The sequence below is a fragment of the Haloplanus aerogenes genome, assembly GCF_003856835.1.
Lineage (GTDB): Archaea > Halobacteriota > Halobacteria > Halobacteriales > Haloferacaceae > Haloplanus > Haloplanus aerogenes.
The window spans coordinates 1,906,705-1,932,568 of record NZ_CP034145.1 but is presented as its reverse complement, the minus strand read 5'-3'; the positions used below and the strand labels follow the sequence as shown (position 1 = coordinate 1,932,568).

31 protein-coding genes are annotated in these 25,864 nt (G+C 67.3%); 9 read left to right on the top strand and 22 right to left on the bottom strand.

The window, feature by feature from the left end; translation table 11 throughout:
• Position 1 precedes the first annotated feature (1 nt).
• The 3 genes from DU502_RS09830 to DU502_RS09820 are packed head-to-tail and all read left to right on the top strand — an operon-like array spanning position 2 to position 3,455.
• Positions 2-1,918 (top strand): NosD domain-containing protein, encoded by a 1,917-nt coding sequence (locus DU502_RS09830; protein ID WP_121919195.1) that lies wholly within the window; start codon positions 2-4, stop codon positions 1,916-1,918.
• A complete protein-coding gene (locus tag DU502_RS09825) occupies positions 1,915-2,640 on the top strand; it encodes an ABC transporter ATP-binding protein (RefSeq protein ID WP_121919194.1) in 726 nt (241 codons plus the stop codon). Before DU502_RS09830 ends, DU502_RS09825 begins: the two co-directional genes overlap by 4 nt.
• Positions 2,637-3,455 (top strand): ABC transporter permease, encoded by an 819-nt coding sequence (locus tag DU502_RS09820; protein ID WP_121919193.1) that lies wholly within the window; start codon positions 2,637-2,639, stop codon positions 3,453-3,455. Before DU502_RS09825 ends, DU502_RS09820 begins: the two co-directional genes overlap by 4 nt.
• A 135-nt stretch (positions 3,456-3,590) precedes the next feature.
• On the opposite strand, the gene DU502_RS09815 is transcribed toward DU502_RS09820, so the two are convergent.
• The 3 genes from DU502_RS09815 to DU502_RS09805 form a co-directional block, all read right to left on the bottom strand.
• Complete coding sequence (locus DU502_RS09815; protein WP_121919192.1) at positions 3,591-4,115, bottom strand: winged helix-turn-helix transcriptional regulator; 525 nt, start codon at positions 4,113-4,115, stop codon at positions 3,591-3,593.
• Positions 4,116-4,179: 64 nt separating this feature from the next.
• The gene (locus tag DU502_RS09810; RefSeq protein ID WP_121919191.1) at positions 4,180-4,749 is read right to left on the bottom strand and encodes a nitrous oxide reductase accessory protein NosL; all 570 of its coding nucleotides are present in this window, start codon (positions 4,747-4,749) and stop codon (positions 4,180-4,182) included.
• A 113-nt stretch (positions 4,750-4,862) separates the two neighbouring features.
• Positions 4,863-5,237, bottom strand: coding sequence for a universal stress protein (locus tag DU502_RS09805; RefSeq protein WP_121919190.1), 375 nt, complete (start codon positions 5,235-5,237; stop codon positions 4,863-4,865).
• A 231-nt stretch (positions 5,238-5,468) separates the two neighbouring features.
• Between DU502_RS09805 and DU502_RS09800 the strand changes: the two genes are divergently transcribed.
• A complete protein-coding gene (locus DU502_RS09800) occupies positions 5,469-6,434 on the top strand; it encodes a PfkB family carbohydrate kinase (RefSeq protein ID WP_241966760.1) in 966 nt (321 codons plus the stop codon).
• Positions 6,435-6,481: 47 nt separating this feature from the next.
• Positions 6,482-7,597: a M20 family metallopeptidase gene (locus DU502_RS09795; protein WP_121919189.1), complete on the top strand. Its 1,116-nt coding sequence runs from the start codon at positions 6,482-6,484 to the stop codon at positions 7,595-7,597.
• A 1-nt stretch (position 7,598) separates the two neighbouring features.
• Here the strand turns inward: DU502_RS09795 and DU502_RS09790 are convergent, their stop codons facing one another.
• The 7 genes from DU502_RS09790 to DU502_RS09760 form a co-directional block, all read right to left on the bottom strand.
• The gene (locus DU502_RS09790) at positions 7,599-8,651 is read right to left on the bottom strand and encodes a GNAT family N-acetyltransferase (protein ID WP_121919188.1); all 1,053 of its coding nucleotides are present in this window, start codon (positions 8,649-8,651) and stop codon (positions 7,599-7,601) included.
• Positions 8,652-8,658: 7 nt separating this feature from the next.
• The gene (locus tag DU502_RS09785) at positions 8,659-9,102 is read right to left on the bottom strand and encodes an Hsp20/alpha crystallin family protein (protein WP_121919187.1); all 444 of its coding nucleotides are present in this window, start codon (positions 9,100-9,102) and stop codon (positions 8,659-8,661) included.
• A 95-nt stretch (positions 9,103-9,197) separates the two neighbouring features.
• A complete protein-coding gene (locus DU502_RS09780) occupies positions 9,198-9,836 on the bottom strand; it encodes a phosphoribosyltransferase (RefSeq protein ID WP_121919186.1) in 639 nt (212 codons plus the stop codon).
• A 66-nt stretch (positions 9,837-9,902) separates the two neighbouring features.
• Entirely contained in the window at positions 9,903-10,190 is a 288-nt protein-coding gene (locus DU502_RS09775) for a hypothetical protein (protein WP_199722650.1), read from the bottom strand.
• Positions 10,190-11,191 carry a cytochrome d ubiquinol oxidase subunit II gene (cydB, locus tag DU502_RS09770; protein ID WP_121919185.1) on the bottom strand — a complete coding sequence of 334 codons (1,002 nt, stop codon included), beginning with the start codon at positions 11,189-11,191 and terminating at the stop codon, positions 10,190-10,192. Before cydB ends, DU502_RS09775 begins: the two co-directional genes overlap by 1 nt.
• Positions 11,184-12,617, bottom strand: coding sequence for a cytochrome ubiquinol oxidase subunit I (locus tag DU502_RS09765; protein WP_121919184.1), 1,434 nt, complete (start codon positions 12,615-12,617; stop codon positions 11,184-11,186). Before DU502_RS09765 ends, cydB begins: the two co-directional genes overlap by 8 nt.
• A 136-nt stretch (positions 12,618-12,753) precedes the next feature.
• Complete coding sequence (locus tag DU502_RS09760; protein ID WP_121919183.1) at positions 12,754-13,407, bottom strand: potassium channel family protein; 654 nt, start codon at positions 13,405-13,407, stop codon at positions 12,754-12,756.
• A 177-nt stretch (positions 13,408-13,584) separates the two neighbouring features.
• Between DU502_RS09760 and DU502_RS09755 the strand changes: the two genes are divergently transcribed.
• Positions 13,585-13,782 (top strand): hypothetical protein, encoded by a 198-nt coding sequence (locus tag DU502_RS09755; protein WP_121919182.1) that lies wholly within the window; start codon positions 13,585-13,587, stop codon positions 13,780-13,782.
• On the opposite strand, the gene DU502_RS09750 is transcribed toward DU502_RS09755, so the two are convergent.
• From DU502_RS09750 to DU502_RS09725, 6 genes are all read right to left on the bottom strand, one after another.
• The gene (locus DU502_RS09750; RefSeq protein ID WP_121919181.1) at positions 13,779-14,804 is read right to left on the bottom strand and encodes a sodium:calcium antiporter; all 1,026 of its coding nucleotides are present in this window, start codon (positions 14,802-14,804) and stop codon (positions 13,779-13,781) included. The two genes, DU502_RS09755 and DU502_RS09750, sit on opposite strands and share 4 nt — an antisense overlap.
• A 60-nt stretch (positions 14,805-14,864) precedes the next feature.
• Positions 14,865-15,572, bottom strand: a complete 708-nt coding sequence (locus DU502_RS09745; RefSeq protein ID WP_394338915.1) for a 2-oxo acid dehydrogenase subunit E2 — start codon at positions 15,570-15,572, stop codon at positions 14,865-14,867.
• Between the two features lie 2 nt (positions 15,573-15,574).
• On the bottom strand, positions 15,575-15,838 hold the full coding sequence (locus DU502_RS09740; RefSeq protein ID WP_121919180.1) for a biotin/lipoyl-containing protein: 264 nt from the start codon (positions 15,836-15,838) through the stop codon (positions 15,575-15,577).
• On the bottom strand, positions 15,835-16,836 hold the full coding sequence (locus DU502_RS09735; protein ID WP_121919179.1) for an alpha-ketoacid dehydrogenase subunit beta: 1,002 nt from the start codon (positions 16,834-16,836) through the stop codon (positions 15,835-15,837). Before DU502_RS09735 ends, DU502_RS09740 begins: the two co-directional genes overlap by 4 nt.
• On the bottom strand, positions 16,833-17,882 hold the full coding sequence (locus DU502_RS09730; protein ID WP_241966759.1) for a thiamine pyrophosphate-dependent dehydrogenase E1 component subunit alpha: 1,050 nt from the start codon (positions 17,880-17,882) through the stop codon (positions 16,833-16,835). Before DU502_RS09730 ends, DU502_RS09735 begins: the two co-directional genes overlap by 4 nt.
• A gap of 140 nt (positions 17,883-18,022) precedes the next feature.
• Positions 18,023-18,409, bottom strand: coding sequence for a winged helix-turn-helix domain-containing protein (locus tag DU502_RS09725; RefSeq protein ID WP_121919178.1), 387 nt, complete (start codon positions 18,407-18,409; stop codon positions 18,023-18,025).
• A gap of 148 nt (positions 18,410-18,557) precedes the next feature.
• Between DU502_RS09725 and DU502_RS09720 the strand changes: the two genes are divergently transcribed.
• On the top strand, positions 18,558-19,208 hold the full coding sequence (locus DU502_RS09720) for a helix-turn-helix domain-containing protein (protein WP_121919177.1): 651 nt from the start codon (positions 18,558-18,560) through the stop codon (positions 19,206-19,208).
• Between the two features lie 22 nt (positions 19,209-19,230).
• Here DU502_RS09720 and DU502_RS09715 read toward each other — a convergent pair whose 3' ends face one another.
• The 5 genes from DU502_RS09715 to DU502_RS09700 form a co-directional block, all read right to left on the bottom strand.
• Positions 19,231-19,680 (bottom strand): pyridoxamine 5'-phosphate oxidase family protein, encoded by a 450-nt coding sequence (locus DU502_RS09715; protein ID WP_121919176.1) that lies wholly within the window; start codon positions 19,678-19,680, stop codon positions 19,231-19,233.
• A 79-nt stretch (positions 19,681-19,759) separates the two neighbouring features.
• Positions 19,760-19,912, bottom strand: a complete 153-nt coding sequence (locus tag DU502_RS18265; RefSeq protein WP_166033662.1) for a DUF7560 family zinc ribbon protein — start codon at positions 19,910-19,912, stop codon at positions 19,760-19,762.
• A gap of 76 nt (positions 19,913-19,988) precedes the next feature.
• On the bottom strand, positions 19,989-20,816 hold the full coding sequence (locus tag DU502_RS09710) for a ZIP family metal transporter (RefSeq protein ID WP_121919175.1): 828 nt from the start codon (positions 20,814-20,816) through the stop codon (positions 19,989-19,991).
• A 51-nt stretch (positions 20,817-20,867) separates the two neighbouring features.
• Positions 20,868-22,457, bottom strand: coding sequence for a globin-coupled sensor protein (locus tag DU502_RS09705; RefSeq protein ID WP_121919174.1), 1,590 nt, complete (start codon positions 22,455-22,457; stop codon positions 20,868-20,870).
• A gap of 107 nt (positions 22,458-22,564) precedes the next feature.
• Positions 22,565-23,449, bottom strand: a complete 885-nt coding sequence (locus DU502_RS09700) for a universal stress protein (RefSeq protein ID WP_121919173.1) — start codon at positions 23,447-23,449, stop codon at positions 22,565-22,567.
• A gap of 159 nt (positions 23,450-23,608) precedes the next feature.
• On the opposite strand from DU502_RS09700, the gene DU502_RS09695 reads away from it, so the two are divergent.
• A complete protein-coding gene (locus DU502_RS09695; RefSeq protein WP_121919172.1) occupies positions 23,609-23,764 on the top strand; it encodes a rubrerythrin-like domain-containing protein in 156 nt (51 codons plus the stop codon).
• Positions 23,765-23,823: 59 nt separating this feature from the next.
• Positions 23,824-24,972 carry an enolase C-terminal domain-like protein gene (locus DU502_RS09690; RefSeq protein ID WP_121919171.1) on the top strand — a complete coding sequence of 383 codons (1,149 nt, stop codon included), beginning with the start codon at positions 23,824-23,826 and terminating at the stop codon, positions 24,970-24,972.
• Here the strand turns inward: DU502_RS09690 and DU502_RS09685 are convergent, their stop codons facing one another.
• Complete coding sequence (locus DU502_RS09685; protein ID WP_121919170.1) at positions 24,973-25,833, bottom strand: SDR family oxidoreductase; 861 nt, start codon at positions 25,831-25,833, stop codon at positions 24,973-24,975.
• Positions 25,834-25,864 lie beyond the last annotated feature (31 nt).

The window sequence follows — 25,864 nt, the reverse complement described above, 5'->3', positions numbered from 1 at the left end:
GATGAGTGACGGGGCAACGCGAAGATGGCAGGTCGTCGCCGGAGTGTGTGTCCTCCTGCTGATCACGACGGCGATCAGCGCGTTCGCCGTCGATCTCGGCGCCGCACGCCCCGACCCGGTTCCGTTCGAGGACACGGTGAAACTCGGCGTCACCGAGGAGATCGAACAGGCGGCCGAACACCGCGGCGCCTCCATCCCCCGTGTCGAAGTCTTCTACTCGCAGTATCGCTACGTGGTCGGCTACGCGGGCGTCGCTCAGGCGGTGTCGGCGCTCGACGAACCCGGACGCGAACAGCAGTTCGGCTACCCGCTCGCCGTCTACGCCTCCGACTACGCCGGGCGGTCGCCGGGATGCGCGAACGGCACGCTCACCGCCGCCACCAACCCCGACTGGGTGTCGGTGACGGACGCGCAGTTCGTGGTCGGAAGTCGGGCGACGCTGGCCGGCGAGTCGGTCGTCGTTCCCTTCTCGTCGGGCGACGACGCGGCAGCCTTCGCCGACGCCTGTGGCGGACGTGTCGTGAACTGGGACGAACTCCGCCGCAATCCGCCACCCGTCCCGAGTGCGGCCGGCGTAAAATCACAGGTCGACGACCGCCGGGCACGGGCGGATCGACAGGTCGCCGCCGTCGACCCTCTCCTCGACCGCGAGGAATCGGTGGTGGTCGGCCGCGACGCGCCGACGATCGAGGCGGCGGTTGCCGCGGCGCCGCCGAACACGACCGTCGTCGTCCCGTCGGGGACCTACGCGGAGCACGTCACGGTCGACAAGCCGCTCACCCTCCGAGGCGAGAACGCGACCCTCGACGGCGGGGGTGAGGGGACGGTGATCGACGTGCGGGCGGACGACGTGGCGGTGACCGGGGTCACGATCCGCGGCGTCGGCAACGCGACCCGCGCCGAGAACGCGTCCGGGAGCGGCGACTGGGACGCCCCGATCCAGCAGGGGTACGGCGGTGGCGACGCGGGCATCGACGCGCGGAACGTCTCCGGCCTCTACGTCCACGACGTGACGATCCACACCCCAGCAAACGGGGTGTTGGTCCGGCGGGCACCCGGCGCCGTCGTCGACGACCTCCGGGTGTACGGCTCCGAGGAGTGGCTCGACGGATTCATGGGCGTCATCGCGATGAACGACGCGGTCGTCGTCCAGAACTCGTACGTCGAAGGCGGTCGCGACGGCGTCTACCTCCACCGCGCTCACGGCACCGTCGTCCGGAACAACACGTTCCTCGATCACCGCTTCGGCGTCCACCTCATGTACACCTCCGATACGCTGGTCGCGGACAACGTCGCCCGCGGGCAGGAGGGGAGCGGCGTCGTCGTCATGACACGCCCGACGGCCAACGCCATCGTCGGGAACGACGTGCGCCACGCCAACGGCGGCATCTTCGTCGGCGGGGCACAGAGCTACGTGGCCGAAAACGTCGTCGTCGACACCGACCGCGGGATGGTGGCGTACGCCACGCAGACCACCTACGAACACAACGTCCTCTACGAGAACGAAGTGGGCTTCGCCGCCTCGACGGTGGTGCCGTCGAATCGGGTCGTCGCCAACGACTTCGTCGACAACGACCGCCACGCTACCGCCGGCCCCGGACCGCTTCGAATCTACACCGAGGACGGTCGTGGCAACTACTGGGACGGGGCCTACGATATGGCGCCCGATGGTGGGGACGGCACGCTGTCGCGTCCGTACTCGCCCACCGACGAACTCGACCGCCGCCTCCACCGGACCGACGCGGCGGTCACGCTGAGCGCCGCACCGACGATTCGCGGCCTGCGGGCGTTCCGCGGGACCACGCCCGGGTTCCGGAAGGCCAGTATCATCGACCTCGCACCGCTCCGACGCCCGGCGAACCCGGAGCGTCTCGCGCAGGCCCGCAACGAGACGGACACGGAAAGACGAGCTGCATGACGGACAAGAACACCTACCTCCACGCGACGGACGTGCACCGCACGTTCGGCGACGTGACTGCGCTTTCTGACGTATCGATCGACATTCCGGCGGGCAGCGTCGTCGCCCTGATCGGCCCCAACGGCTCGGGCAAGACGACGCTCCTGCGGATTCTGGCCGGCCTCCTCGCCCCTAGCGACGGCGAGGTGACCTACGACGGGCCGGACGCGACACGCCCGCTCGGCTACCTACCGCAGGCACCGACCTTCCGCCCCGGATTTAGCACGCGCGAGACGATCGCGTTCTACGCTCGCCTGGTCGACGACGATCCGGACGAACTGCTCGACCGGGTCGGCCTCGACCGGGTGCCGGACCGCCGCGTCGAGGCACTCTCCGGCGGCATGACGCGACTGCTCGGCATCGCGCAGGCGCTGGCCGGCGATCCGCCGGTACTCGCACTCGACGAACCGGCGAGCGGGCTGGACCCGGGGATGAGCCGACGGGTGTTCGACATCGTCGAGGCACTGGCCGAGGACGGCCACTCGGTCGTCGTCACCTCACACGACCTCCCGCTCGTCGAACGCGCGGCGGACCGGGTCGTCGTCCTCGACCGGGGCGAAGTCGTCGCGGCCGACACGCCAGCGGCGTTGCGTGAACGGACGGGCGGCCCGCTCCACGAGACGTTCACGAGCCTCGTCGAGGCCGACGACAGCGTGGCCATCCGCACGGAGGCGACGCGATGACGAGTCGAGTCGGCGCGTTCTGGGCCGTCTTCGCGCGCGAGGTTCGCGGCGCCACCCGGAGTCGGACGTATCTCCTCCTCGCGCTCGCCATGACGCTCGTCGTCTTCGGCCTCGCACAGGCGGGGAACGGGCCGTCCGCTGGCTACATCCCGACGGTGGTCGACGTGTTGCTCGTCGTCGAGGTGCTGGTCCCGGCAGTGGCTTTCGCCGTCGGCTACCGCGCCATCGCCGACGACGCCGTCCGCGGGACGCTCGACGTTCTCGCCACCTACCCCCTTCCGCCGTGGGCGTACGTCGTCGGCGTCTACGCCGGGCGCGCAGTCGCCCTGCTCGCGGTCGTGCTGGTGCCACTCACCGTCCTCGGCGGGGTCGTGGCGGTGTCCGCCGGCCCGGCGACGACGGTGTTCGCTACGCACCGCGGCGTCGACTCGCCGCTCCTGTTCGTCCGCTTTCTGGCACTCACGGGCGTCTTCGCACTCACGACGCTCGCCATCGCCGTCGCCATCTCGGCGCTCGCGGACTCCCGCCGCCGGGCGATCCTGCTCGCGCTCGTCGGCCTGCTGGTCGTGGTCGTCGGCGCCGACGTGACCGTCTTCCGGGCGATGACCGGTGGCCTCGACGTGGGCCTCGACGCCCTGCTCGGGCTGTCGCCCGCGAGCGCCTACCGCGGACTGGTGTTCGAGACGGTGCTGTACGTCGCGTTCGCGGGGCGCTCCGGCTTTATTGCCACACCCATCGCGGCGGCGGGACTCGTCGTGTGGGCCGGCGTCTCCCTGCTGGTCGCGACGCTCGCGGTTCGGGCGCGTCGGGCCTGATACGGTTTATTGTAAGTCAGCACCGGTGGTTCGCCGGGCCATCTTGGCGAACCACCGGTACACAGTTACAATAATCCGTATGAGTAGCGGTCGAACGTCGCCGCCCACCGGGTCGCGTGTGCGACCCGGTTCAGTCTAATCGTCGGCGGGGCTGTGGAGGCCGCCGTCGACGAGCCGAACGAACCGGTCGACGAGCGTGTCCGCGAGGGAGGGCGTGACCGTCTCCAGAAACTGGATCGTCTCCTCGGGGTGGGCCAGCGTCACCTCGACCTGACCGCGAGCGCCGTACGACTGGTCGACGATGTCGGCGTCCGCCAGCGTGTCGACGTGCCAGGAGACGGTGCTCCGGGCGAGCTCAAGCCGCTCGGCGATCGCGGCCGCCGAGAGCGTTCCCGCCTCGAGGAGGAGCGTAATGATATCGCGCGCCGTCTCGCGGCGGTAGAGCGCGAGCGTCCGGCGCTCCCAGGCGTCGTACTCGGGATCGAAGTAGTGGGTCCGCCCCCGAATGTGCTCGGCGACGACCTCGTCACTTCGACCGAGTCGCCGGAGGTGGTACTGCGCCTGACCGGTCGCGATATCGAGGTTGCGTGCGAGTTCGTTGAAGTGGACGCCGGGGTTCGTCCGGACGTGCTCGCGCACCTGACGGCGAACGTCGCTCATACCCACTATCTTGTACCTGAATAACAATACTATCCTGCCGGTTCCCAGGGTTTGGGAACGACGGTCACTGCTGGGCGACGAGTTCTCTGGAGATGTTCTCGGCGGCGACGATCTCGCCGCCGTACGTCGACGCGAACTCCTCGGCCGCGTCGGTGTCGCTGAAGGGTACGATCGCTGGCCCCATCGCGCCCTCGACCTCCGATCCGATCACTACCTCCAAGCCGTCGGTGGCGGCGAAGTTCTCGGCGGCCAGATGCGCCGAGAGGACCTGCGTGCCACCCTCCCGGTCGACGCTGTAGTCGACGATGGCGTAGTCGGTGAGATACGTCACCTGCGGTTGCCAGCCCCGGTTGCTGGTCTCGAACCGGTGGCGGTAGGTACACACCGTGCTACAGAACCAGGCCGGAGGGTCGTGATCCTCGGGGCTGTTGTCCCGGTAGTACGTCTGCCCGGACGGCCCCGGGTGCTGGTCGATTATCATCCCACACTGGTCGCAGCTCTTGTCGCCCGTCAGTGCGATTGGCTCCGGTCGATCCGTCGATCCCGTACAGCCCGCGAGGCCGATGGCGGCTGCCGACGCCGCACCGAGGACGAACCGCCGACGGGAGAGGCCGGCGGATACGCGTCGTGTCATAACCTGCCGTAAGCGATTCCCACGTATAGCTATCTTGGTGTGGGTGTCGAAAGCATCGCTCGACGGGACGGCCGCAAGCGGCGGTAAAAATCGTCGGCCGGTCGTCGGTCCCGTTACTCGCCAGCGACAAACGCCACGGTGCAGTCGGCGTTCAGCAGGACGAGTTGGGAGACGCTGCCCATGAGGGCCTTCCCGATGGGGGTCTGCTTTCGGGGCCCGAGAACGATGTACGAGGCGTTGCGCTCCTCGGCCTCGTGGAGGATGCGCGGGGCCGGGTCGCCGAGCGCTCCCGCCGCCGTCACGTTCTCGGGGTCGTCGAGCGCCAGTCGGATGGCGTTGCTGGCCACCTCCTCGGCCGTCTCGACACTCCCCGTCTCGGGCTGGATGTTCAGTACCACTAGGTCTTCGCCGAAAGCCTGCGCTAATTCGTAGCCTCGCTGTACGACATCGGTTTCGTCGTCGTCGTCGACCGCAGCCAGGATTGACATGGCATGGCACTGTCGTATCGGGATTTAAATAAACGTTGGTGATGATTGTCAATCTTGGAGAATGTTTTGGCGGGTGGGTACACATCACTCCGGGTTGGCGCCCGTCGCTGCCGACGTGCCGGGGCGTGCCCAACTGTCAGACACACTACTGTTATCCGAAGCCCTTTCCCGTCCGATATCCGATGTCGCGCGCGACTGCACTGGCCCGTCGGCGACGACCCGAACGTATAGGTGGCTGCCGGCCGCGACGAGGAGACGATGGGCCGCGTCGTCAGCCTCGGAAGCATCAACGTCGACCACGTCGTTCACGCGACCGACGCCGAGATTACGTCGTTCGCGGAGTGTTACGACTGGTTCCCCGAGCAGGGGCACACCGTCAGGGTCGACACGCTCCCGGGCGGCTTCTCGGTCGACGCCGACGAGACCCGACACGGCGGCAAAGGCGCGAATCAGGCCGTCGCCGCGGCTCGGGCCGGCGCCGACGCGACGATGCTCGGCAAGGTCGGCGCCGACCACGACGACTACGACGTGCTCCCCACTCTCGCGGCCGCCGGCGTCGACGCCGCCCACGTCGGCACCGCGGACGCACCGACCGGCTCAGCCTACGTGTTCGTCGAGGCGGGTGGCGACAACCGGATCGTCGTCCACCCCGGAGCCAACGGCACCGTCGACGACGCGTACGTGGCCGCGGTGCGCGCTGTCGTCCGCGACGCGGACTGTCTCCTCCTGCAGAACGAGATTCCCGTCGAACCGATCGCGTCCCTGCTCACGGATCTCGCGGACGATCCCGACCGGCCGACGGTCGTCCTCGATCCCGCGCCGCCCGAGGGCGTCGATCCGCTCCTCGCGTGCGACGCCGTCGACGTACTCACCCCGAACGAACACGAGTACGCGGCCATCGACCTCGACGACTACGACGGCGCCCTCGTCCGCAAACGCGGCGGCGACACGCTGATCGTGGAGACGCCGGACGGACGGTTCACGGTCGATCCGCCGGCCGTCGAGCCGGTCGACACGACCGGTGCCGGCGACGCGCTCAACGGGTTTCTGGCGGCGCGCCTCGCCGCGGGCGCGTCGCTCCGGGAGGCCGTCGAGACGGCGGTCGTCGCGGGATCGATGGCGACGCGGGAATCGGGGGCGCGCAACGGTGTCCCGACGCTCGACGCGGTGCGGGCGTTCCAGGCGGGCGAACGGTGACCCGTCTCCGGAACAGATACAAATAGGACAGTCGAGAAGTGGAGACGATGGCGCACGCCGGGGAGTCCGAACTCCGGGATCGGGTGGCGGCCACGACTGCCGATCTCGTCGAGTACCGCACGACCGAGGACCGCCCGGCCGAAATCGAAGCCGCCCTGTCGTACGTCATCGACTTCTTCGCCGACGAGGCGGTCGATATCGAGCGCTTCGACCACGAGGGTGTCTCCTCGCTCGTGGTGTCGCTCGACGGGTCACGGTCGCCGGAGATCGTTTTCCACGGCCACCTCGACGTGGTGCCCGCCGCCGACTCCATGTTCACGCCGCGGTACGTCGACGCGGGCGAACTCTCCGGCCGTGGGACCGCGGACATGAAAGGCGGTCTCGCGACGATGATGCACGTCGTGCGCGACTGCTCGCGTCACGAGTCGCCGCCGTCGCTCGCGCTGATGGTCGTCACCGACGAGGAACGCGGCGGCCACCACGGCGCGCGCTACTTGCTGGAAGAAGGAGGCTACGACCCCGCCTTCTGCATCACGGGCGAACCCAACAACCTCGACGGCTATCTGGATATCGTCTACCGGCAGAAGGGGGTGATCCGGATCGATCTGACCGCGACGGGTGCCTCGGCCCACGCCGCGACGCCAGAACAGGGCGAGAACGCCATCGCGAACCTCATGGACGCCCACCCCGAGATACGGGCGGTGTTCGACGCCGAGGACGGCGACTGGCCGACGACCGTCAACTACGGCCTGATCGAGGGCGGGACGGCCATCAATCAGGTGCCCGACCGCGCGCGCCTCCGCCTCGACGTGCGGTATCCCGACGCCGACGCCCGCGACCGGGTGCTGACCGCGCTCCGGGGCATCGACGGCCTCACCGTCGAGAGCGTCGGCCACGGCGCGCCGGTCGACACCGACCCCGACGACCCGCACGTCCGCGGCCTGCAACGCCACGCCGAACGGGTGATCGGCCGGGACGTAAACCTGGTCCGCAAGCCCCACACGAGCGACCTGCGACATTTCGCCACCCACGGCATCCCCGGCGTCGCGTTCGGGCCGGAGGCCTACGGCTCTCACGAGGGCTACGAGTATCTCGTCGTCGACAGCCTCCCCGACTACTACCGGGCGCTGACGGCGTTCGTCGAGGGCGCGCCGTACGAATGACCTACGCCACCTCGAGTTCCCAGTACCAGTCGTGGTCCGCCACGACGCGGTAATCCATATCCAGAACGTCCAGCAGTGCCTTCACGTCGGCGACGACCTGCATCGTGGTCGGTCGCTCCTCGGGCGGGTGCTGGAAGACGAAGGCGTCGCGGTTCTCACCGTCACGAGTCAGCCAGTCGGGGATGAAGCCCGCGGGGTAGAAGCCGACACGTTCGAGCGGTTCGTACAGCGCGAGCAGTTGTCGCGCGTTGGCGTCGATTGGCACCATCAGGTGTTCGTCGTCGTCGCGCACGGCCGCCAGCAGTTCCGACTTGGTCTCCGCCCACGACTCGCTTCCTCCCGGCGTCACCTCCCAGAGGAAGCCCGCCTCGTGGGACAGCGCCATCCGTAACTGATCCGCGGTGGGGTAAGTGACGGTGTTGACCGTGCGGATGCGCCGCCCGAGGAGGTCGAGCGACGCCTGCGCCAGCGTTCGCTCGACGATGTGGCGGTAGCGCTCGGGCACGTACACGTCGCGCTCGTCGTACTCGATGCTCGGCGTGTAGAGCATGATCGCCTCGCTCTCGGCGTCCGGCCCGAAGTAGCCGCCCTGGAACAGTTTGTGGATGGAGTAGGGTTCGAACCCGCGGGCGATCAGGTTGTGCTGGGAAGCGGGATGGGAGGTGACGGCGGCCGAGTAGATCAGGCCGTCGAAGGTGGGGTCGGTGCGGAGGACGTTCAGCCGGTGTTTCAGGAGTTCACGCCCCAGTCCCTGCCCCTGGTGGTCGGGATGAACCGCGAGTTTACAGATCTGGGCGTTGCCCTCGTCGAACGAATCGTACTCGACGGCGGCGACGCCGACGACCTGTCCCTCCCGCCGGGCGACGAACGTCGCCGTCGTCCCGTCGTCGAGCAGCGAACGCACGGCTGCCGCCTCGACCAGCGGGTAGTCGGTGTCCGGCGGATACGCCGCCGCGTACACCCGCGCGATGGCCGGGGCGTCCCCCTCGTGGGCGCGCCGAATGGCGTAGCCCGGGGGAAGGTCCGGCGTGAACGGTCGAGGGACAGTCGTCATGGGAGCGTTAGTTCACGTCGATGCGCGTGCCTTCGGAACTCGGCTCGGTTTTCGGCATCCGCACCGTCAGGACGCCGTTGTTGTACGTGGCGGCGATCCCGTCGGTGTCGATGGCGCTCGGGAGCGGGATCGACCGCGACACCGAGGTCCGACGGCGCTCGCGGCGGACGTACTCTCCCGACTCCTCTTCCGCCGTCTCGTCGCGTTCGGCCGCGATGTGGAGCGTCCGCTCTTTCACCCGCACGTCGATATCCTCGGTTTCGAAGCCGGGGAGATCACCCGTCAACACGAGTTCGTCACCCCGATCTTCGAGGTCGATGCTCATCGCGGAGGCGCCCGGCAACTCGCTTCCCAGCGACTCGGGATCCCACATCCGGGCCGCCTTCTCCATGTTCGCCTGCATCCGGTCGAACAACTCGTCCAGTTCGTCGAACGGGTTTCGCTTGGACATGACAGCTAGATGTAGGGTGTTCCTCCCTGAAAATACTCCCAGTCGTTCCTGATAGCTGAGAAATATACTGGTCGTTCATGCAGGGGTGTCCCCCGTCAGTCCGCGTCGTCCAGATACGCCATCGCCTCCTCGTCGCTCACCTGATCGAACCGGTCGTAGAACGCCCCGACGGCGCCGAACGTCGCCGGCGTCTGGAGCACGACCACCGCGTCCGCGACCGTTTCCAGTTCCGCGACGGTATCCGGCGGTCCGACGGGTATCGCGAGGACGACCCGCTCGGCGCCGCCCTCGCGGACGAGACGGAGGGCGGCGAGGGCAGTCGATCCCGTGGCGACACCGTCGTCGACGACGACGACCGTCTTCCCGGTCAGGTCGGGTGCCGTCCGGTCGCCCCGGTAGCGCGACGCCTTCTCCCGGGCCGCCTCGATTTCGGCCGCTCGTTCTCGCTCGACGTACGCGTCGCTCACGCCCAGACGGCCGATTGCCTCGTCGTCGAGCCACACGCTCCCGTCGCTGGCGACGGCGCCGATGGCGTACTCCGGGTTGCCGGGCGCCCCGATTTTGGAGGCGACGACGATGTCGAGCGGGGCATCGAGAGCGTCGGCAACAGCCCGACCCAGCGGGAGTCCGCCGCGCGGAATCGCCAGCACGAAGTCGGCGTCGACCCCGCGGTCGAGGAGTTCGCCGGCGAGCTGTTCGCCCGCGTCGGTCCGATCCGCGAATCTGTCAGACATACTTGTTCCTACGCCGACGAGACTCAAATATCCGGAGTACGTTTCCGTCTCGCGGGAACTCCCCGCTCACGCCGCCGCCTGCACCCACCACGCGATCAGGTCGTTCACGTTGTAAAAGAGGATGGCGACGGTGAGCAGCGTCGTGAAGAGGTAGACGACGAACCCGGGCGGACCGCCGAGCGTGCCCCCGACGAGGCCGCCGGTGATGCCGACGACCGTGAGTTCGATCCACGTCACCAGGATACGGGAACCGAGCCGAGGGCTCGGGTCGTCGCCGCCGGCACCGGCGTCCGCAGTGTCGTCGCCATCCGGTACCCCCGAGTCCACATCCTCGCCGGCGTCCGCGTCACCCATCAGTACGCCTCCCCCGCCTCGATTGGCCCGCTGAACGCCGAGTAGAGGACGATAAAGTAGACGAACACGAGGGGAAGCAGGAGCGCGGCGCCGATGGACATGAGGTTGAGCGAGAGCGTGGGCACGACGGCCGTCTCGACGGTCAGTCCCGTCGCGGGGTCGATAGCGGGGTAGAGCAGACGGGCGACGACGCCGACGAGGGCGAAGACGAGGCCGGCGACCGCAGCGAAGGCGGCGTAGTACCGGTCGGCGTGCGTCGCCAGCGCGTAGCCAGCGGCGAAAACGAGCGTCAGACCGACGAGGCCGAGGACGAGCGGCGAGCGCATCACCGGCTGGAGGCCGGGCGCCAGAGCGTAGAGGCCGGCGAGCGTCAGGACGACGAGGACGAGATAGGCCGCGAGCGCCCGGTAGCCGTCCGACTGGAGGTCGGCACGCAGGTCGCCGCGGGTCTTCAGGCGGAGGAAGGCCACGCCGTCGACGACGGTCAGCGCGACGACGGTCAGACCGACGAGGACGCCCGGCAGCGTCACCAGCGTCGTCGATCCGAGGAGCCAGTTCGCGGTGAACATGCCGAGGAAGAAGGGCGTGGCGAGACTGCCGGCGACGAACGCCCGCCCCCACCAGCGCTGCCACCGCTCGTCGTGGCGCTGTTCGTACATCTCGGGGGCGAGGCCCCGCAGAATGAGCGCGCCGAGGATGGCGAACATGAGCAGGTAGTGGCGGCTGAAGAGGTTGGCGTAGACGGACGGGAAGGCGGCGAAGAGCGCGCCGCCGAAGACGACCAACCACACCTCGTTGCCGTCCCAGAAGGGGCCGATGGCAGCGAGCAACTGTTCGCGTTCCGCGTCGTCGTCGCGGGTGGCGAAGAGCGCGCCGACGCCGAAGTCGAAGCCGTCGAGAAAGAGGAAGGTGCCGAAGATGAAAAAGAGGAGGCCGAACCAGAGATCCGGGAGCGGCAGACCAAAGAGCGGGCCGTTCGACAGCGTTTCGACGCTAGTCATCGGCGCCCACCTCCGAGGGCGTCGCGTCGGCGTCTGCCTCGGCGCCGACGCTGGCTAGCTCGCTCCCCGTCGGCGGCCCGGCGCGAACGATACGAGTGACGACGTAGCCGTACAGCACGAGCAAGCCGAGGTAGACGACGGCGAACCCGGCGAGCGTCGCCGTCGCCTCCGCTCCCGTGAGCCCGGGCGAGACGCCCTGCATCGTCTTCATCTCCCCCTGGATGATCCACGGTTGACGGCCGACTTCGGTGACAACCCAGCCGAGTTCGACGGCGAAAACGCCGAGCGGTGCCGATCCCATCAACGCCTTGTGGAGCAGGTCGTCCTCGAACAGTTCGCCCCGGAACCAGCGGTAGCCACCCCAGAACGCCAGCGTGACGAACCAGAAGCCCAGCGCGACCATCATACGGAACGACCAGAAGACGATGGCGACGGGGGGTTGTGGGCCCTCGAACTCCTCCAGCCCCCTGATCGTCGCCTGTGGGTCGCCGCCGCTCGCCAGCCACGACGCGCCGCCGGGGATGCCGATGCCGAAGATGTCCTTCGCCCGCGGGTCGAGGACGTCCTGCACGGAGGTCGGGAAGGCGATGAGGTACTCGGGGACGTAGCTGTCCGTCTCCCAGACGGCCTCCATCGCCGCGAACTTCTGGGGCTGGGTCTCGTAGACGTGGCGAGCGTACATGTCGCCGTGGATCACCTGGAGCGGCGCCGTGATGAGCAGACCGACGAGGGCGATTTTGAGCGTCGTCTCCCAGAAGCTAACGTGATCGACTGGACGGTCCCAGACGTGGTGTCTGAAGACGAAGTAGGCGGCCACCCCCGCCATCGCCAGCGACACGGATTCGACGGCCGCGTTCTGCATGTGGACGAACATCCAGAAAAAGCGCGGGTTGAGGTAGGCGGCGACGGGGTCGACGAGGTGGACGACCTGCTGGCCGTTCTGGGTGACCATCTCGTAGCCCCGCGGCGTCTGCATCCACGAGTTGGCGATCAGGATCCAGACGGCGGAGAGCCACGTACCGAGGCCGACGGCGACGGCAGACACCATGTAGAGCGCGTCACCGACGCGTTCCCGGCCGAAGACGAAGACGCCGAGGAAGGTGGCCTCGAGCATGAATGCCATCATTCCCTCGACGGCGAGTGGGCCGCCAAAGAGCGGGCCGGCAGTCGTCGCGAAGGCGGCGAAGTTGGTCCCGAACTCGAACTCCAGAACGATTCCCGTCACCGTCCCGACGACGAAACTGACGGCGAAGATGCGGGTCCAGAACCGGCGTAACTGCTCGTACACCGGCTGGCCCGTCCGGATGTCCTTCCACGTGAAGTAGACGAGAAACGGGGCGAGCCCCATGCTGACGACGGGGAAGACGATGTGGACGATGGTCGTGAGTGCGAACTGGAGTCGGCTGGCGATGACTGGATCAACCATGGGTCGGGATGTGGGAGGTCTGGGTGGCTGGCGCACTCCTTCGTGCGCCGGCCCGATTCGAGTGCCGCAGTGGTAGTCGGTTCGGGCGATGCGGGGAGCCGTCGACGCCAGTGCGCCGGTGCCGGTCGCCGATCATCTACCCGCGGAAGAGGGACAGCACTTCCTCGACGACGCCCGACTCCACGCCGACGATGTACCGCTCGCCGGCCTGCAGTTCGGTGTCGGCCCGGGCGATACGGGTGCGGTCCCGATCCGAGATGACGAGGCTGCCGCTCGGGAGGCTGATCTCGTCGAGCGTGTGCCCCGCGACCGGCGCGCCCTCACCGACTTCGATCTCCAGGATTTCGAGGTCGTGGTGGTCGCCGATGATGGTCCGCACCTCCTCCCCGGAGAGGATGTCGGCGGCCGTCGCGGCGCTCAACTCCTGCGGGAGGATCGTGGCGTCGGCGATTTCGTCGTAGGCGTCTTCGGTGCCGGCGTCGGTGCGGGCCAGCGTTCGGATGTTGGGGGCGACCTGTCGGGCCGCGAGACAGATGGCCAGATTCGTCCCGGCTTCGTCCGTCAGCGCGGCGATAGCGTCGGCTCGCTCCGGGTCGGCCTGTTCGAGGATCGCAGGCGACGTGGCGTCGCCCTCGATGACCATGGCGACGCGTTCGTCGGCCACCCGATCCGACTGCGCCGACTCCTTCTCGATCAGCACAATCTCGTGGCCGCGGTCGGCGAGTTCGCGCGCCGTCCGGAGGCCGACGCGTCCGCCGCCCGCGACGATGATACGCTTCGTGTGTGACATGGGTTGCTCCCGGCGACGAGGCCGTTCGTGACCGGTACCGTGTGAACCTCGGCGCGGATCGCGGTTTAATGACTCCCCGGTTCCCGGATGGCGGGAACCGTCCGACCGAGGCGGTCAGTCGCCGTTCGTATAGACAATCCAACAACAGTTATTAGCGTCGCCGGCGTCAGTTCCCCTATGCTCCTCCGCATCGCCGCACTCGCCCTCGGTGTGCTCGAACTGCTCCGGCCCCGTGGCATCGTCGACTTCTGGATGAATCTCGCGACCGAAGGGGACGACGTGTCGCTCCGGCCGTGGGTGTACACGGCGGCCCGAATCGAGGGCGTCTTCCTCGTCCTCTGGGCCCTGCGTCGGTCGCGCTCGGGGGACGACTAAACGTTCGGCAACACGCCGCTCACGCCGGCGGTTTCGAGGACGATCCAGCCGACGAAGGCAGCGTACGCCGCGAGCAGTGTGTAGGCTTCCCCGTTGGTGAGCGACAGGTCGGTCCGAAGCAGGGTGAAGAGGACGAGCGTCGCGATAGTCAGACAGGCCATCATCGGGACGGCGGCGGCGAAGTCGATGGGGGCGGCGCCGGCGATCAGGATGCCCGCGGGCACCGCGACCAGCAGGTCGAACGTGTTGCTCCCGAGGACGTTGGCGATGCTGGTGACGCCACCCTCCGCCCCGTCGTTGGCGGCGCGAAGGCTCACGAACAGGTCGGGGAGGCTCGTCCCCGCGGCGACGATGACGAGGCCCCAGACGAAACTCGGCGTGCCGAGCAGGTCGCCGAAGCCGATGGCGGCCCGGACCAGTCCCTCGACGGCGACGACGATCAGGGCGAGACCGAGCAACAGTTCCAGCCACCGCCGACCGACCGCGACCGACTCCAGCGGCTCCCCGTCGTGGTCCGCGAGGTCCTGATACTGGATGAAGACGTAGAGGCCATAGAGACCGACGGGGACGAGCGCGAGCGGCCGGGTCATCGTTCCCACGAGTCGCTCGTTGCCGACCGGCACGTAGATGACCGCGAAGGCGAACGTCAGGAGGAGGATCGACACCGCGAGCATGTAGAACTGCGCCTCCTTGTAGACGAGTTCGCGACTCGCCTCGAGTTCCTGCCGGCGTGAGAGCGTGCTGACCGCCGGAATGACGAGGATGTTGAACACGGCCGAGCCGACGATGGCGCCGACACCGAGGTCGAACTGGCCGTGGACGAGCGTCGCGAGGACGGTGCTCGACAGTTCCGGCATGCTCGACCCGACAGCCGCAATCACCGCCCCTCGGATGATCGGCGGGACGCCGTAGTAACGCGCCAGTCGCTTGCTCGCCTCGTCGAGAAAGCCACTCCCTTTCCAGATGACGGCAGTCGACGCGACGGCGACGGCGGCGTACCACACCCCGGTCGCGAGGGTCATCGGACGGCGCTACACGGCCCCCTACAAAACGTTCACCGATGACGGCTCGGGAGGGGCGAGTTACCCCTCGTCGACGTACTCCCCTGCCGACTCGATACCTTCGGCGAGCGTCCCGAGGAAGCGCGCGGCGTCCGCGCCGTCGACGACCCGGTGATCGAAACTCAGGTCGAGGGGGAGCGTGCGGCGGAAGATCACGTCGTCCTCGTCTCGGCGAGCGCGCTCCTGCACGCGGTTCACTCCGAGAATGGCGATCTGTGGCGGGTTGATGATCGGGGTGAATCCGTCGACGTCGAGCGGCCCCAGATTCGAGACGGTGAAGGTGCCACCCCGGAGGTCGGCCATCGCGTAGTCGCCGCTCTGGACGGCCTCGGTCAGTCGCTCGCGCTCGGCCGCGATACCGTCGAGCGACCGGCCGCCCACGTCCGCGACGACGGGGGCGACGAGGCCGTCTTCGATGGCGACGGCCACGCCCACATTGTGCTCCTCGTAGAGGCGGTGGGTACCGTCCTCGAAGGTGGCGTTGAACGCCGGATGGGCCGCAAGCGCGTCCGAGAGCGCGCGGAGCAACACGTCCGTGAGCGAGACGCCCGCGTCGTCGGCGGCGGCCACCAGCGCCTCGGCGTCTACCTCGCGACTCACCGTCACGTGGACGGCCTCGCGGTAGCTCTCCTGCAGGCGGTTCGCGATGGTCTTGCGCATCGGACTCGGCGTGCGCTCCTCGCGGAGCGTGCGTGGGGCTGGGCCGTCGGTGCCGGCGTCGTCGGCCACGCTCACCCCTCCCCGGGTTCGATCCACGCCAGCGTATCGCCGACGGTGAACTCCGCGTTCTCGGCGCGGACGATTTCGACGAGTTCGCCGTCCGTCGGCGCGGCGATGTCGACACTCACCTTCTCGACCTGCACCTCACAGAGGCTCTCGCCGGCCGTGACGCGTCGGCCTTCCTTCGCGAACCAGTTGACGACGACGCCCTCCTCCTCGTCCACGTCGTCGGTCCACGCGCCGTCGGCGACGACGGGTACACGGTCGTCGCTCATCGGACGTTACGGACGGCCGTCTCGATATCACTCGCGTCCGGCTGCACCTCGTGTTCCAGTTCGCGAGCGTAGGGGATGGGCACGTCGGGCATCGCCACGCGCTCGACCGCTTCCAGCGAGTCGAGTGCTTCGTCGGCGACGGCCGAGACGATTTCGCCGGACAGACCGAACGAGCGGTAGTCCTCGTCGACGACGACGAGGCGACCGGTTTTCTCGACGCTCTCCACCACCGTCTTCCGGTCGAGGGGGACGAGCGTCCGGAGGTCGATCACCTCCACGTCGACGCCGTCGTCGGCCAGCGATTCCGCGGCATCGAGCGCGCGGTGGACGTGCAGGCCGAGCGTCACCACCGTCACGTCCGACCCTTCGCGTTTCACGTCCGCCTTGCCGAAGGGGATGGTGTAGTCCTCTTCGGGGACTGGCGTCTTCGGCCCCGCGGGGGCAGGGAGCCATCCGAGGCCCATCAGGCGCTTGTGGTACATGTAGACGACCGGGTCGTCGTCGCGGATGGCGTTGTGCATCAACCCCTTGGCGTCGTAGGCGGTCGAAGGGACGACCACCTTCATCCCCGGCAGGTGGGCGAAGGTGCCGTAGAGGGTCTGGGAGTGCTGGGCGGCGTCGCTGTAGGTGCCGCCGACGGCGGTGGTCATGACCATGGGGACGCTCACCGACCCGCCGCTCATGTACGTGTTCTTCGCCATCTGGTTGTAGATCTGGTCCATCGCGACGCCGAAGAAGTCGACGAACATGAGTTCCGCGATGGGGCGCATCCCTTGCTGGGCGGCGCCGACGGCCGCGCCGAGGTAGGCCGTCTCGCTGATCGGCACGTCCATGATGCGGTCGTAGCCGAACTCCTCCAGCAACCCTTGCGTGCTGTCGAAGATGCCGCCGTAGTCGGCCACGTCCTCGCCCATGTAGAACACCTCCTCGTTCTCGCGCATCTCGGAGCCGATGGCCTCGACGATGGCACGACTCATCGTGAGTTCGCGGTCGATCATTCTCCCTCACCCCCCGTCTCCGCGAGGTCGAAGTCCGGTTCGGTGTCGGTCACGCCCGACGGCGGATTGGTGAAGACGTGTTCGTACGCGTCGTCCGGGTCGGGTTTCGGCTGGTCTTTCGCCCACGCGATGGCGTCGTCGACGCGCTGGTGCGCCTCCGCCCGTACCGCGCCCAGGTCGTCGTCGTCGAGACCGTGGTCCCGGAGGTGGGCTTCCATGCGCTCGATGGAGTCGCGGTCCAGCGCCGCCTCCTGATCCTCGTCGGACCGGTAACTCTGCGGGTCGCCCATGAAGTGACCCATCCGGCGGTGGACCTGCACGGAGAGGATGGTCGGGCCGTTCCCATCGCGGGCGCGACCGACCGCCTCGGCGGCGGCCTCGTAGACGGCGACGGCGTCGTCGTGATCCACCCGGATGCCGTCCATCTCGAACCCGTCGGCGCGCGTGTCGGCGCTCTCGACGTCCGTCACGCGCTCTTGGGGCATGCTGATCGCCCAGTCGTTGTCCTCGACGACGAAGACGACGGGCAGGTCGTGGACGGCGGCGAAGTTCAGCGACTCGAAGAACCCACCCTGATCGATAGCGCCCTCGCCGAGATACGCGACTGCGACGCTGTCGGTGTTGCGCTTTTTCGCTGCGAGACCGGCGCCGACGGCGGGCGGACAGCCCTCCGCGATGATACCGCTACACGCGAAGTTTACGTCGGGATCGAACAGATGCATGTGGCCGCCCTTCCCCGAACAGAGCCCGGTGTCGCGGCCGAATATCTCCGCGGTCATCCGCTTCAGATCGATGCCTTTCGCGATGGCGACGTGGTGCGGTCGGTGCGGTGCGGTGACCACGTCGTCGTCGCGCAGGTGATGACAGACGCCGACCGCGGCCGCCTCCTGCCCCGCCGCCAGATGGAGTTCACCGGGGATGGGACCGGCCGAGATGTCGAACGCCGGCTGTTTCCCCTCCAGGTACTCTTCCTGTAGCCGTTCCTCGTAGTAGCGCGCCGTTACCATATCGGCGTACAGCGCCCGGAGTCGTTCTACGGATGGCATGCCCTCTAGCTGTCGAAAGCTTCACATATAATTGTGCAGGTGCTTCGAGATCCGGGCGGCGCACGCCGCTCAGAGGGCCTGCAGTCCCTGTGTCGCTACCTGTCCGGCAGCATCCCGAAACTACCGTCCAGTGGTCCCGCTCACGCGGTCTGGGGAATCCGGGCGTCTCGCTCGGGGAGTTCGCGGCGGGTGATGGTGAGTTCGAATCCGGCGCCGGCGTCGACCAGTACCTCGTCGACCACGCGCACGTACTCGCTGGCGTGTTTGCCGTCGGGACAGAGACGTGTCCGCTCGGCGAGCAGTCCGGCCTCGGTGAGCGCGTCGAGTTTTCGGTAGGTCGTCGAGAGCGGCAGATCACAGGTCTCGGCGAGTTCGCTCGCGGACAGCGACTCCTCGTCGGTCGCTTCCAGCACTGCACGGCAGTCGTCGTCCTGCAGTGCGTGCAAAATTGCGTTCACGTCGTCGTCGTCCTCGACGGTCGTCTCACGGTTCGGGTGTTCGAGGCGGGCGGAGGTAGCGATAGCCATCGTCGTTCACCCCTACGGACGTACCCACCCCAAACCAGTCTTCACCCACGATATCGGGGGTACTTTATAAGCAACGACGACCGTGTGCGGTGCGAGTCATCCCGGTGGTCGGTGCGTTTACCAGTGTGCGGCCAGAACAGGGGTGGTAATGAGTTCCGGCATCCGCGCGGAACTGCGGGTCGACGCCGACGGAACGTGTCCCGTCGCGTCGACGGCGGCCGACGCCGGCACGTCCACCTTCTCCGTGTCGAGAGGTGTTGCCTCCGAGTCGTCGGGGACGGTGACTGAGGAGTTCATGCTCGACCGCGCGGACGCCGCCACCCACGCGACCGACGACATCGACGCCGTGTTCACGTACGGCTCGAAGACCGTCTACCGGTTCAGCCGAGAGCGCGGTCGGGGCTGTCCGTGCGAGTGCATCGAGCAGTTCGACTGCCCCGTCGTCGACGTGCACACACGCGACGGCATGCTGTATCTGGTCTTTCACGCGGCCGACATCGAAGCGTTACAGAACATCATCACGACGCTCCAGGAGACGTTCCCGAACGTCGATATCCGTCGCCTCCTCCGGACGCACGGGGATCAATCCAATCACGACCTCGTCTTCGTCGACCGGGGACGACTCACGGAACGCCAGCGAGAAGTGCTGGCGACCGCGCACCGGATGGGCTACTTCGAACGCCCGAAAGGGGCGAACGCGGGCGAGGTGGCCGAGACCCTCGATATCTCACGGTCGACGTTCACCGAGCATCTGGCGGCCGCACAGACGAAACTCCTCGACGCCATTCTGGCGGAGTAGCGACCGCGACTGTCGCGCTCCCCTATTCGTCGTCGACGTCGATCCGCCGCCCACTCAGTTCGTCGGGATCGAGTTCGTACAACTGGATGTCGAGGTCGACTTTCTCCTCGCCCCACATCTCGAACAGCGGGCGCTTCGCCGCGCCGTACCGCTCGATGTGTTCGGGCGTGAGTTCGGTCCGGGGGACGCGTTCGAGCCGACCGTTCGCGACGGCGCTCCGATAGGTCGTTTCCTCCTCTTCGTACACGACGAACCGGACTCGTGGGGAATCGGTGAGAAACCGGCGCTTCTCACTATCCGGCGTGGACACCAGTCGCATACAGAACCGCCGAACGTCGGCGTCGTATCCGTACGAAACTGGGACCGCGTACGGCTCGTCAGTACGAGCGAGCGCCAGCACCCCCGTTTCACGGCGTTCGAGGAGGGCGTCGGTTTCGGCGCCCGTCATCACGGTCTGTTGCTCGACGGTCATACCTGCTCTCTGCCGCAGAATAGCGGGGGGATTGTTTATATTTGTTCACCTGCCGCGCGCAGTCTCGCGTGGTGACGACTCATTCGGCGTCGACGGAGAACGCGCTCCTCGAAACCGACGTTCCACAGACGACACAGCCGTGATCGAGCAACGCCTCCCGCATCGGCTCGTTCACCGCCATGGCCTCTCCACAGTCCGGACAGTGGAAGGTGAGATCTCCGCCCCCGCTCATCGTTGGTCGGTATAGGATGGCTGCCGATATATGAACCCCTATTGTTCCAGCCAGTTGGGAACAACACCCGAACAGGTTAGCCGAGCGAAATATCGAGATAGAGCATTACGATGACGCCGAGGAGCGTCCCGAGGGTCGCGATCCGCTCGTTCCCGTGTGTGTGCGTCTCCGGGACGATTTCGTCGCTGATGACAAAGAGCATCGCACCCGCGGCGAACCCCATCGCGTAGGGGAGCAGCGTCGAGACGGTACCGACGGCGTACGCCCCGAACACCGCCAGCGGAATCTCGACCACACCGGACCGGACTCCCGCGAACACGGCGTAGGCGCGGCGATCCAGGCCGGCGTTGATCGCCGCCACGGAGACGGCCAATCCTTCCGGCACGTTCTGGATGCCGATAGCGAGCATCAGCGGGATGGCCGTACTGAGGTCGCCGCTCCCGAACCCGACGCCCACCGCCAGCCCTTCCGGTATGTTGTGCAGGGTGATCGCGAGGACGAAGAGGACGACGCCGGCGAGGCGTTCGTCGTCGATGGGGAGTCCCTCTGCGGATGCCGCGGCGTCGGTGCGCTGTCCTCCCGAAACGAGGTAGTGGGCGTGGGGGACCAACACGTCCGAGCGATCCAGAAAGAGCGCGCCGAGCGCCACGCCGAACAGCACGGGGAGCGGGTTTCCGTTCGAGTACGTCTCGATACCGGGGATGATGAGGCTCGTGAAACTGGCCGCGAGCATGACGCCGGCGGCGAAGCCGAGCGCCCCATCGAGCGCTCGTTCCGAGGGATCCCGCCAGACGAAGACGAGCGACGCGCCGAGGAGGTTGAGTGTCGCGATGACGACGCCGCCGACGAGGCCGTGGATCACCGGATTGGTGCCGAACAACTGGGTGAAGCTGTCGACTACCACGGCCCCAGACTCCCGTCGATCATGGCTACGGCCGCCGATTCACGACCGGGGCTATTGAAGATTGACGCTCGCAGCGCCGGGGTTCACCGCGTCGTCGCTCTCGGATGGGCGATCCGTCTCGTCGTTGCCGAGCCGTCGGATCGTCTCGTCGATGTCGCGGATGCGGGCGGTCTGTTCCTCGTTGGCCGCCGCGACCCCTTCGATCTCCGCCGACACGCGTTCGGTCTGATCGACGAGTTGGTCGATCATGCTGGCGACCTCTTCGGTCGAGGCGGCCTGATCGTCCGTCGCCTCGGACACTTCCCTGATTCCCTGTGAGGCGTCGCGAACGGCGTCGACGATCTCTTGGAGCTTCGTCATCGCCGCCTCGATCTGGGCCATTCCCTGATCGATCTCGTCGGTCGTCCGTTCGAGGCTCTCAACCGTCGCCGCCGTCTCGGCTTTGATATCCGTGACCATCGTCTCGATGTCGCTCGCGTGGCGCTGGGATTCCTCGGCGAGCCCTTTCACCTCGTCGGCGACGACCGCGAAGCCGTCGCCCGCCTCGCCCGCCCGTGCCGCCTCGATGGACGCGTTCAGCGCCAGCAGATTCGTCTGATCCGCGATGTCGTTGATCACCTCGACGATCTCGTCGATCTCGTCGATCCGGTCCTCGAGGTCGTCGACATCGGTCGCGGCGTCGCGCGAGGACTCGCTCACCCGCTCCATCACCTCGATGGACTCGGTCGCCGCCTCCCGACCGTCGGCAGCCAGCGCCTCCGCTCGCTCGCTGGTCGACGCCACTTCGTCCGCCGTCGACGCGATTTCCTCGACCGTCGCGCTCATGTTCGACACCTCGCTCGCCACGTCGGACATCGCGTCGACCTGTTCGTCCGTCCGGTCGTCGATAGCGGTCGTCCGCTCGGCCACTTCCTCCGCGGAGTCGCGCAACTCGCCCATCGGCTCGGCCAGATCACGCTCGACCTCGGCCATGAGGCGCTCGCGCTCGTCGAGGGCGTTCTCCAGTTTCTGGCTGTAGGAGTGGATGTACGTGTCCGCCACCACCTGCATGTCGAGGTTGATGATTCGCAGGACTGCGAGCAGTTCCTCCCGACTCACGTCGAGCGCCGACTCCACGGCCTCCTCGACGGCCGTCTCGTCAGTCGCCGCCGTCTCGTCGGTCACTCGATCGACCAGTCGGTCTTCGAGGCGGTCGAACAACAGCGGAACGAGCAGGTCGTAGTAGACGCCGTACTGCCCGATGTACTGTTTCATCGGCATCTCCAGCATGTCGTGGAGTTTGCCGACGCGGGCGCGGTTGCGGAAGTAGTCTTGCCCGTAGTCGCCGCTGGCCAGCGTGACCAGATAGGCCGACTGGGTCCGTTTTAGCTGCTCGATACCCTTCTCCGACCGGCCGATCACGTTGGTCGTCTGGTCGTACGCGGTGAGGTTGTCGTAGAAGTCCTCGGCGATCTGCTCCGAGTGATCGCGAAACACCGACTCCAGATCCGAGAGCCGACGAGCGTCGGTCTCGTCGAAACTGATGAAATTCTTTCGCCACTCGATTTCCCGTTCGTCCAGTCCGCACTCGCGCATGAGGTCGTCGGTGGAGAGCTGGGCGTTCAGCGCACCCTGACCGAATACGGTCCCGTAGTCGTCCATACCTGCCGTCGTCAATTCCATAAAATAAGTGTGTCCACTGACTCCAGCGTCTGATAATTGGCGCCGGAAGCGGAGGAAACGCGGAGTCGAGCGACTGACGCGAGAGTTCAGGACTGTGAGTCGGGGGCTCCTCGCACCGTCAGCACCGGCACCGGCGCCGTTCGAACGAGTTGTTCCGTGACGCTGCCGAGGACGTATCGGTCGAATCCCGTCCGGCCGTGGGTGCCCAGGATCACGAGGTCGATATCGTGGTCCGTGACGTACGTTCGGACGGTTCGCGAGACGGACCCGCCGAACTCGACGGCGGTGGCGGCGGGGGCGATCCCGGCCTCGCGCGCCCGACCCGCGGCCGCGTCGAGAATCCCTTCGGCGTTCTCTTCCAGCGCCGCCGTCTGGATATCGGTGCGGACGTCGACGCCCAGACTCGTCACGTTCACGACCGAGACGAGGTGGAGGGCGGCCGACGCGGTGTTCGCCACGTCGATGCCGATGTTCAGCGCCGCGTCGGCCGGATCGCTCCCGTCCGTCGGTACCAACACGTTCCGGTACGGATACCGGACGGTCACGTCGTCGTCCGGACGGATCGTCAGGACGGGTACGTCCGAGCGCCGGACGACTCGTTCGGTCGTGCTCCCGAGGAGGAAGCGGTCCAGTCCTCGCCGCCCGTGGGTCGGCATGATCACGAGGTCGATGTCGTAGGTGTTGGCGTAGTCGACGATGGTGCGGTACGGTTCGCCCTGCATGACCTCGGTGACGGTCGGGACGCCGCGGTCGCTGGCGCGCCCGGCCGCCTCCTGTACGGTCCGGACGCCGGCCTGTTCGAGGGCGTCGACGACCTGCCCGCGGAACTGCGTGACGCTCTCGCGGGTCGTGTCCGCGACGCTGAGGACGTGGACCGTCGCGTCGTGGGCCTCGGCCACGTCGAGGACGTGATCGAAGACGGCGGCCGCGCCGTCGCTCCCGTCGGTGGGAAAGAGGAGTTTGTCGAACATACGACACCAATCGTGACGGCGAGATAAAAAATGGGGCCACGATCACGGAGACACCGACCCGTCACCGTCCAGCCGTTCGACGGTCGAGTCCACGAACGCCGACCGTCGGCGACGACACTGACAAGAGTTAACACCCTCCACCGGCAATATCCTGACGATATGCCAACAGTACCGGATCCCGCTCCGTGTAATCAGGACGAACAGCTCTACGAGTGTCTGGAGTGTGGGAAGCGTCTCTGTAGCTCGGAGTCGCTCGCGGCGTGTCCGGGCTGTGAGGGGACGTTGCAGAACCTCAGTCGGCCGCGTCCCGAGTAGACGGCCGGACGAGGCGTGCGGTCCCAACCGTTTTCATCCTCGCCACCGACGCCTCTCGAATGCGCATCTCCGATGTCGAGATTCACGAGTTCGACTACGAGGTGGAACGAACAGGGACCGTCGGCGGCAACTGGGTGTACGACCCCGACTCGACGCTCGAACCGCCGGGATTCGTTCTGACCATCCGCACCGCCGACGGCACCGAGGGCCACTACCGCGGCTTCGCGTTCACGCCCCCGAGCATCGCGCAGGTGCAGATGGTCGCCGAGGAGCATCTGCTCGGCCGCGATCCGCTCGCGAGACGCGGTATCTGGCAGGACTGCTGGCGCGCCCTCAGACACACCGATCACTTCGGTCTCGGCGCCATCGACGTGGCGCTCTGGGATCTCGCCGGAAACCATCACGACGCCAGCGTCTCCACCCTCCTCGGCGGCTACCGTGACACCCTGCCCACCTACGCGTCGACGATGTTCGTCGACGACAACGGGGGACTGGACGGGCCGGAGGCGTTCGCCGACTACGCCGAACGGTGTCTCGACCGCGGCTACGACGGCTTCAAGTTCCACGGCCACCCCGAGGTACGACCCGAGGTGGATATCGCCATCTGCGAGGCGCTCGCGGACCGCGTCGGTTCGGAGATGGACCTCATGATCGACAGCTCCAGCCTCTATCGCACCTACGCCGACGCCCTGAAAGTCGGACAGGCGCTCGACGACCTCGACTTCTTCTGGTACGAGGACCCGATGCACGACGGCGGCGTGAGCGAGCGGACGACGAAGAAACTCGTCGCCGCGCTCGACACGCCGATGCTCGGCCTCGAACACGTCCGCACCGGTCCGTACGGCGCCGTCGACAGCCTCGCGAGCGAGTCGACCGACCTCGTCCGCGCCAGCGCGCACATGGACGGTGGCATCACGGGCGCGCTCAAGACCGCCGAGGCCGCCGAGGCGTTCGGCGTCGACGTGGAACTCCTGCTCGGCGGCCCGGCGCACATGCACCTCATGAGCGCGCTCCGAAACTCCAGTTACTTCGAACACGGCTTGCTCAACCCCGAGAGCGACTGGATCCTGAATCAGGGGTTCGAGGGGCGGCCGGAGTCCATCGACGACGACGGTCGGATGGCCGTCCCCGACGGTCCCGGCCTCGGCGTCGACATCGACTGGGAGTTCGTCGACCGACGGCGGACGGGTCACACCGTCATCGAGTAGTTACTCGTAGGTCGTCGTGTAGCCGCCGTCCCAGAGCATGTCGCCGCCGTTGAGGTGTTTGCCGTGCTGTGAGAAGCCGAAGACGAAGAGGTTCGCGACTTCGGCGGGCGTCATCATCTCCTTCGTACGCGCCTGCCCGAGCATCACGTCCTCGACGACTTCCTGTTCGGAGATGCCTCGTTCTTCGGCCGTGTCCTCGATCTGGTTCACCATCAGCGGCGTCAGCACGTAACCGACGCTGACCGAGAAGCCCCGCAGCGTCCCCTCGCCCTCGGCGGCGATACACTTCGTCAACCCGTTCAGCCCGTGTTTCGCGGTGATGTACGCCGCCTTGTCCTTGGTGGCGTAGTGGCCGTGGGCGGAGGACATGTTGCCGATGGCGCCGTAGCCCTCCGCCTCGCGGATGTGCGGCATTGCCAGTTTCGAGAGCAGGAACGGCGCGCGGAGCATGATATCGAGCAGACGGTCGTACATCTCCATCGGGAAGTTGGGGATGGAGGCGATGTGTTGCATGCCGGCGATGTTGGCGACGTAGCGGAGGTCGCCCTGCTCGACCGCCGTCTCGACGATGGCCTCGACCTCGGCGTCGTCGGTGAGGTCCGCCTCGACGGGCACGATGTCGCCGTCGACGCCGATGTCCACACCTTTGGCGACCGTCTCGTCGAGCCCGTCAGCGTCGATGTCGGCCGCGACGACAGTGAGACCATTGGCCGCGAGGGCGAGTGCCGTCGCGCGACCGATCCCCGACGCGGCGCCCGTGACGATGCTCGCCGTCTCCGGGCCGAAGCGGGGATCGTCGAGGACGAGGAGGTCGTCGGCGGTCAGGGTCGGTTCCGTCAGTTCGAACGCGTCGTCTGACATGTCCGGAGGTTGGAATGCCCAGTGCCTAAAA